This is a genomic window from Klebsiella sp. HMSC09D12 (assembly GCF_001808475.1).
GTDB lineage: Bacteria > Pseudomonadota > Gammaproteobacteria > Enterobacterales > Enterobacteriaceae > Klebsiella > Klebsiella oxytoca.
The window spans coordinates 270,311-277,001 of the sequence record NZ_KV793511.1; the positions used below are offsets into that span (position 1 = coordinate 270,311).

Below are 6,691 nucleotides of genomic sequence, written 5' to 3' on the forward strand. Positions count from 1 at the left end.
AAAAACCAGCAACTTATTCCATTCAGGAATATAGCTCAACTGACTAACTGTAATTCACGATTCTCCAGCGACGGGCGACTCACCAGCGACATCAGGATCTCCTTCACCGCCTGCGCCTGAGGCGACAGACTGCCGCGAGCCGACATATTGAGCGACAGCGACAGGCTCATTGACGGCGTGCTGATGCGCGCCATCCAGCCGTTGGCCGCGCTGCACAACGAACGGGCGGCGGACTCCGGCAGAACGGTGACGCCCATGCCGCTGGCAATGGCTGCCGTCAGGGTGGTAATGGATTCAATTTCACCGATAATTTTGGCCGATAAGCGACGCAGGGTGAAGGCTTCGGTCACTCTTGCGCGAACGGCGCTGTAATCGCGCGGCAGGAACAGATTCATCTCCGCGACCGCCATCAGATCCACGCTCTGCCCCGGACAATCCCGGGTACCGACCAGGTAGAGATCTTCTTTTAGCAGCGGCTGGCTGATGATCCCGGCAACCGGGGAACGTTCATAAAGTACGGCCATATCCAGCTGACCGTCGATAAGCTTATCGTTGAGGAGGGTTCCGCTACTTTCCTGGAGATAGACCATCACTTCCGGCAGCTCGTTACGCACCGTTTGCAGCAGCGGCATAGTGATGGCCGAAGCCGCCGTGCCAGGCGCCAGGCCAATCGATACCTGGCCGCTTAGCGTTTGACCGACATTATTTACCGCCAGCTGCGCCTGCTCGCACTGGCGCAGAATAGTACGGGCGTGGGTATACAAGATCTTGCCCGCTTCGGTCGGCGTGACGCCGCGTTTGGTGCGAATCAACAACTGCTGGTCCAGCTCGCCTTCCAGGGTCGCAACCTGCTGGCTCAGCGCCGGTTGTGCGATGTGCAAGACTTCAGCGGCCTGGGTCAGACTGCCGATATCGACGATTTTTACGAAATACTTCAGTCGTCTTAAGTTCATTTTGCCTCCTGTAAGGAACACCAGTACCAACACTGGCCGTTTAGATGCAGAAGGTTTTGCAATTTGCTTGCCAGCTTTTGGCTGGAGAGATAAACGCCGCTGTAAGCCGCGTAATAAGGGATAGTGATAGCAAAGCGCGATTTTTTTGCCCGGTCAGCGGATTGCGGTATGCCCCATTAGGGGTATAAATGCACTGCAACGGTGCACGACGCGGCATGATGCAGAAAAAACGGGCACTCTGTTGAAATTGTCAGCAAACAAACGACCTTAGCCGATTCACCCTTTGACAAGGCGGAAGGGCATCGTTAATATGCGCCCCGTTCACACGATTCCTCTGTAGTTCAGTCGGTAGAACGGCGGACTGTTAATCCGTATGTCACTGGTTCGAGTCCAGTCAGAGGAGCCAGATTTAAGAAGCCTGCTTTTGAAGCAGGCTTTTTGCTTTCTGAGATATCTGACAGAGAAACGGCCTTCTTTTATATAAAAGCGCCTTAGCGCGGATCGCATACGAGGAGAGCGTCACTCCCCTGGCAACAACATCATGATCTAAAAACCTTTATCTTCAATTGGTTACACAGATAAACGAAGGGGAATACAGACTTTGAACGATCCAGGCGTTTTTCATTCTTTGTATCTTGATATAGCGCCCTGAATCCGGATCGAGACTAAAAAAGACTTTCTGCATCATACCCTCGATCATGGTGTCGGCCTTTCTCTTCGAGACTGTGGTATTGGTTAGGTGATAAATATTATTCGCTTTCTTTTCATAGTTGAAATGGTACGCCCTTTCGACGTTGTACTTCACGTCATCGACTAGGGAAGGTGCGAATAAGCGGGGAAATTCTTCTCGGCTGACTCAGTCATTTCATTTCTTCATGTTTGAGCCGATTTTTTCTCCCGTAAATGCCTTGAATCAGCCTATTTAGACCGTTTCTTCGCCATTTAAGGCGTTATCCCCAGTTTTTAGTGAGATCTCTCCCACTGACGTATCATTTGGTCCGCCCGAAACAGGTTGGCCAGCGTGAATAACATCGCCAGTTGGTTATCGTTTTTCAGCAACCCCTTGTATCTGGCTTTCACGAAGCCGAACTGTCGCTTGATGATGCGAAATGGGTGCTCCACCTTGGCCCGGATGCTGGCTTTCATGTATTCGATGTTGATGGCCGTTTTGTTCTTGCGTGGATGCTGTTTCAAGGTTCTTACCTTGCCGGGGCGCTCGGCGATCAGCCAGTCCACATCCACCTCGGCCAGCTCCTCGCGCTGTGGCGCCCCTTGGTAGCCGGCATCGGCTGAGACAAATTGCTCCTCTCCATGCAGCAGATTACCCAGCTGATTGAGGTCATGCTCGTTGGCCGCGGTGGTGACTAGGCTGTGGGTCAGGCCACTCTTGGCATCGACACCAATATGGGCCTTCATGCCAAAGTGCCACTGATTGCCTTTCTTGGTCTGATGCATCTCCGGATCGCGTTGCTGCTCTTTGTTCTTGGTCGAGCTGGGTGCCTCAATGATGGTGGCATCGACCAAGGTGCCTTGAGTCATCATGACGCCTGCTTCGGCCAGCCAGCGATTGATGGTCTTGAACAATTGGCGGGCCAGTTGATGCTGCTCCAGCAGGTGGCGGAAATTCATGATGGTGGTGCGGTCCGGCAAGGCGCTATCCAGGGATAACCGGGCAAACAGACGCATGGAGGCGATTTCGTACAGAGCATCTTCCATCGCGCCATCGCTCAGGTTGTACCAATGCTGCATGCAGTGAATGCGTAGCATGGTTTCCAGCGGATAAGGTCGCCGGCCATTACCAGCCTTGGGGTAAAACGGCTCGATGACTTCCACCATGTTTTGCCATGGCAGAATCTGCTCCATGCGGGACAAGAAAATCTCTTTTTTGGTCTGACGGCGCTTACTGCTGAATTCACTGTCGGCGAAGGTAAGTTGATGACTCATGATGAACCCTGTTCCATGGCTCCAGATGACAAACATGATCTCATATCAGGGACTTGTTCGCACCTTCCCTAGCACCTTCCCGGATACATCAAAATAGCCGGTATTATTTTCCCGCATAAGCAAGAAGGTTTTAAATTTTGCATCAAAGGCAAATGAAGTCGATTCAATTCTCAGGTTGGCTGAGCAATCAAAGTCGTCTTTGCGATAAAGATGCCCTACCAGCCAGAGAAAAATCAACACGATCACCAACACCAGAAAGAGTATGTAAATGCTTTTGGTCCTGATTTTATCCTGGTATTTCATAATCTGGCCTGTAATAGTTTTCACATGAATACCAATCACCTTTCTTAACTTTTGAGTTAATGCAGTGGGCTAAAAATACTCTTGCTTCAGAGGCTTTTAATACAGATTCTGATACATTAAAGTAAAAAACACTATTGCCTGTGCACAGCATTCCTTGTTTCTTAATAAGCTTCTGAGCCAGGGCCATCATCTTTGGCTTCTGCTCTTGAGGTATTACGTTAAAAGTTCTGACCGGGCATGAATCGACGCTCCCCAGAGAATAGATTTCATCCTCGTCTGCGGCAAAGAGTGGGCGATACAGTTCGCCTTGAATGCTCAGAAAAAGCATGACTAACGCGCACAGCGCAAGTAGTGCATAGCGGGCCTTTTTAACCCTCCCCGCAGAATATGTCTCGCTCTCCTCATTTGAACCGATGCCCCGACCGACAACCGCCCCTTCTCCTTCGCTTTCGTCATTTACCGCGAGAGCAGGATAATCCATTCTTTCAATAACAATGGCTGCAGATATCATAAAACCCACCCGCGGAACGGTAACGATAATCTCCTCGGTGCAGCCCAGGTTTCTGAAAACGGCTCTCAGATCTGAAATATACTTATTGAGGCTATGACTGGACGTCCGCAGCCCATGTGCGTCCCACACTTTTTCAAGTATCTCATTCCTGTAAATCACATGCTCTCTGTGGTCTAAAAGGAACTTAAGCAGGCGACTGGTGGTTGCTGTTAGCGTGACGGATGCATCCTCATCCAGCCACATCAGGCCGTCATCACTTCTGAAATAGATCGTCCCTTGAATTTTGTACATCATAAACTAGCCTTACAAATTATCCTCAGCCGCACACCGTCCGCAAAACATCTGCATATATAGCATTTTGTGCTGTATATAACTGTATTTTACTTATAAACCAAATTATAGTTCCTAAAAATCGATAAAACATAATACATATAACTAAAATAAATCACAATGGTACTATAGCTCTCATCGAAACCAGCGGTGCGCCTGGCTCATCAGTATTAACTGAACGCAGAAATAACCGTATCGAGTGAGTGGGGTTTCGGGAAATCTGAGCTGAAAATGCTCCGGAGGTGTAGAAAAGAGAAATTTAAAGGCTAATGGAATGATAACGTCGCGTAATTAATTTCATGACGTATGAAATTATCTACGATGATATTATCACCCTCATGATTAACGTTCTAAATTTAGCGGGAGAGGTCACTTCCCGAGTCTCTTGTCGGGATATTTTCAGTAATTAAAAAAAACCGGATACGCTAAAGATAAAAATCATCGCGTTTACTCAAGGAATATTCCCTAAGAAAATTCCAATACAAAGAGTGTGACTATTGTTCAGGGTTTAACGATAAGTACACCCTATCATTTTTAATTTATAAAAATCTATTTTGTATGCAACACATAAAATTAAACACCAAACAAACAGCAAAAACTCGAATAATAAAACACAACAAACCTATATCTACAGCCGTTATATCTTTTAGAGCATCGACCGCATGCCTCATTGAGGTGGGCAATGTTAGATTACTCTTAATTCGCTGAATGGTTTTATTAACGTTGAGTTAAAGGTCAACCCAAGGATGAGATCGCGTTCAGATATGACTCTATCAACTAATATTTTATCTAAGGATAAATATTTTACTCTGGGCCTGATTGAACTGCTTGGAGAAGAATTTATTGACAATTTCTTTTTGATTATAGATCTCGACTCTAACGATCTTACGGGTTCGGAGTGGATTTACTTCTCGAATAAGAACATTGTCGCCTTTGCATCCAGCGACCTGGCTTTTTATAAGTCCGAACTATTTGAAAAAATAACCGTACTTGATAAGAAAAGTAATACCCGAAGTATCCTGAATTTCTTTTTAAAGAAAGAGACCTCAGGAAATTACCATACTAAATTCCGGCTAAGTCTGCGTGAAAAGCAGATGTTAAGCATGTTAAGCAGAGGGGAAAGCAACCAGGAGATCGCAGAAGAGTTTGGCGTGAAACTTAAGACTATTTATACGCATCGCCGCAACCTGATGAATAAATTAGGCTGTAAAAATAGGATTACGTTTCAAAAATTATTTTTCAACAATAAATGTCTTTTCAAGTGAAGCATAGCTTCAGGATTATTCATAAACAGGAGTTTTACCATGAACAAATTAGCACTTATCGTTATTTCAGCATTGTCCCTGAGTTCTGCTGCGGCTCTGGCCGATACCGTTACGGTGAACGGCGGTACGGTGCATTTTAAAGGGGAAGTGGTTAATGCGGCCTGCGCAGTTGATGCCGGTTCTCTCGATCAAACCGTGCAGTTAGGCCAGGTGCGCTCAGCGAAACTTGCCACCGCGGGTAGCACCAGCTCTCCTGTTGGCTTCAACATCCAACTGAATGATTGCGATATCACCGTTTCCGAGAAGGCCGCGATCGCTTTTGCTGGCACGGCGATTAACAGTACAAACCCAACGGTACTGGCCCTGCAGGGTTCTGCCGCAGGCGGCGCGACTAACGTCGGCGTACAGATCCTTGACCGTACCGGCACCCCGCTGGCGCTGGATGGCGCGTCTTTCGGCGCACAAACCACGCTTAGCAATGGTACCAACGTCATCCCATTCCAGGCACGCTACTTTGCAACAGGCGTCGCGACTGCCGGTACCGCTAACGCGGACGCCACCTTTAAAGTGCAGTACGAGTAATTTCTTCATCAGGCAGGGAAGCACGTCGGGCCAGGAAGGCCCGTTATCCGAAAAAGACTGAGGGTAATAACGATGCAAAGGATGAAGTCAGGTCTGTTGATATTCCTGCTCCCGCCGCTGGCGCTGGCCGGTAACCAGTGGAACGTTATGCTGCCCGGCGGAAACATGCGCTTTCAGGGGATAGTTATTGCCGAGTCGTGCCGCGTTGAAGCGGGCGACCGCCAGATGACGGTCAATATGGGACAAATCAGCAGCAATCGGTTTCATTCGGCCGGGGAAGACACTAACCCCGTCCCCTTCGATATCCACCTGCAGGAGTGCAGCACCGCCGTCAGCCAGCGCGTTGGCGTGGCGTTTTACGGCGTTGCCGATGGTAAAAACCCGGACGTGCTCTCGGTGGGCGAAGGACCGGGGATCGCGACCGGCGTGGGCGTCGCTCTGTTTGATAAAACCGGCAGCCAGATCCCGCTCAATGCGCCGCCAGGAAGCTGGTCGCCGCTGCACACCGGCCCGACCACCCTGCATTTTGTCGCTAAATATCGAGCCACCGGGAATCAGGTGACCGGGGGAGCGGCCAACGCTCAGGCATGGTTCTCCCTGACCTACCAGTAAACAGCGCCGGTAACAGGAAATAATTTTGAAAAAGAAAGAGATAAGCATGAAATACACACTGGCTACCCGGCGCGGGATGCGCGGATTACTGGCGGCTCTATTACTGCTCGCCACCAGCGGTTTTAGCGCTCAGGCCGAGGCCGGCGTGGCGCTGGGAGCGACCCGCGTCATCTATCCTGCCGGGCAAAAGC

7 protein-coding genes, 1 tRNA gene and 1 pseudogene are annotated in these 6,691 nt (G+C 49.1%); 5 read left to right on the forward strand and 4 right to left on the reverse strand.

Going from position 1 to position 6,691, the window contains the following annotated elements:
* Positions 1–35: 35 nt before the first annotated feature.
* On the reverse strand, positions 36–953 hold the full coding sequence (gene nac, locus HMPREF3178_RS28210) for a nitrogen assimilation transcriptional regulator NAC (RefSeq protein WP_064370714.1): 918 nt from the start codon (positions 951–953) through the stop codon (positions 36–38).
* Between the two features lie 330 nt (positions 954–1,283).
* Here nac and HMPREF3178_RS28215 point away from each other — a divergent pair.
* Positions 1,284–1,359: transfer RNA gene (locus HMPREF3178_RS28215), tRNA-Asn, on the forward strand.
* A gap of 557 nt (positions 1,360–1,916) precedes the next feature.
* On the opposite strand, the gene HMPREF3178_RS28225 is transcribed toward HMPREF3178_RS28215, so the two are convergent.
* The 3 genes from HMPREF3178_RS28225 to HMPREF3178_RS28235 are packed head-to-tail and all read right to left on the reverse strand — an operon-like array spanning position 1,917 to position 4,005.
* Positions 1,917–2,897, reverse strand: a complete 981-nt coding sequence (locus tag HMPREF3178_RS28225; RefSeq protein WP_070585656.1) for an IS5-like element IS5 family transposase — start codon at positions 2,895–2,897, stop codon at positions 1,917–1,919.
* A 45-nt stretch (positions 2,898–2,942) separates the two neighbouring features.
* Positions 2,943–3,200: a hypothetical protein gene (locus tag HMPREF3178_RS28230; RefSeq protein WP_228705154.1), complete on the reverse strand. Its 258-nt coding sequence runs from the start codon at positions 3,198–3,200 to the stop codon at positions 2,943–2,945.
* Positions 3,184–4,005: a winged helix-turn-helix domain-containing protein gene (locus tag HMPREF3178_RS28235; RefSeq protein ID WP_064370716.1), complete on the reverse strand. Its 822-nt coding sequence runs from the start codon at positions 4,003–4,005 to the stop codon at positions 3,184–3,186. The genes HMPREF3178_RS28230 and HMPREF3178_RS28235 overlap by 17 nt, the downstream gene beginning before the upstream one ends.
* Positions 4,006–4,805: 800 nt before the next feature.
* On the opposite strand from HMPREF3178_RS28235, the gene HMPREF3178_RS28240 reads away from it, so the two are divergent.
* The 4 genes and pseudogenes from HMPREF3178_RS28240 to HMPREF3178_RS28255 all read left to right on the forward strand — a co-directional run.
* Complete coding sequence (locus tag HMPREF3178_RS28240) at positions 4,806–5,306, forward strand: helix-turn-helix transcriptional regulator (RefSeq protein WP_016808355.1); 501 nt, start codon at positions 4,806–4,808, stop codon at positions 5,304–5,306.
* A gap of 39 nt (positions 5,307–5,345) precedes the next feature.
* A complete protein-coding gene (gene fimA / locus HMPREF3178_RS28245; RefSeq protein WP_004103576.1) occupies positions 5,346–5,888 on the forward strand; it encodes a type 1 fimbrial major subunit FimA in 543 nt (180 codons plus the stop codon).
* A gap of 72 nt (positions 5,889–5,960) precedes the next feature.
* Positions 5,961–6,500, forward strand: coding sequence for a type 1 fimbrial minor subunit FimI (locus HMPREF3178_RS28250; RefSeq protein WP_004103578.1), 540 nt, complete (start codon positions 5,961–5,963; stop codon positions 6,498–6,500).
* 76 nt (positions 6,501–6,576) lie between these two features.
* Positions 6,577–6,691: pseudogene (locus HMPREF3178_RS28255) on the forward strand (molecular chaperone FimC); the annotation flags it as partial.

What these genes read in the sequence shown, in the direction of transcription:
- nac (WP_064370714.1), bottom strand. Translation starts at nt 953, where the DNA reads ATGAACTTAAGACGACTGAAGTATTTCGTAAAAATCGTCGATATCGGC.
- HMPREF3178_RS28225 (WP_070585656.1), bottom strand. Translation starts at nt 2,897, where the DNA reads ATGAGTCATCAACTTACCTTCGCCGACAGTGAATTCAGCAGTAAGCGC.
- HMPREF3178_RS28230 (WP_228705154.1), bottom strand. Translation starts at nt 3,200, where the DNA reads ATGAAATACCAGGATAAAATCAGGACCAAAAGCATTTACATACTCTTT.
- HMPREF3178_RS28235 (WP_064370716.1), bottom strand. Translation starts at nt 4,005, where the DNA reads ATGATGTACAAAATTCAAGGGACGATCTATTTCAGAAGTGATGACGGC.
- HMPREF3178_RS28240 (WP_016808355.1), top strand. Translation starts at nt 4,806, where the DNA reads ATGACTCTATCAACTAATATTTTATCTAAGGATAAATATTTTACTCTG.
- fimA (WP_004103576.1), top strand. Translation starts at nt 5,346, where the DNA reads ATGAACAAATTAGCACTTATCGTTATTTCAGCATTGTCCCTGAGTTCT.
- HMPREF3178_RS28250 (WP_004103578.1), top strand. Translation starts at nt 5,961, where the DNA reads ATGCAAAGGATGAAGTCAGGTCTGTTGATATTCCTGCTCCCGCCGCTG.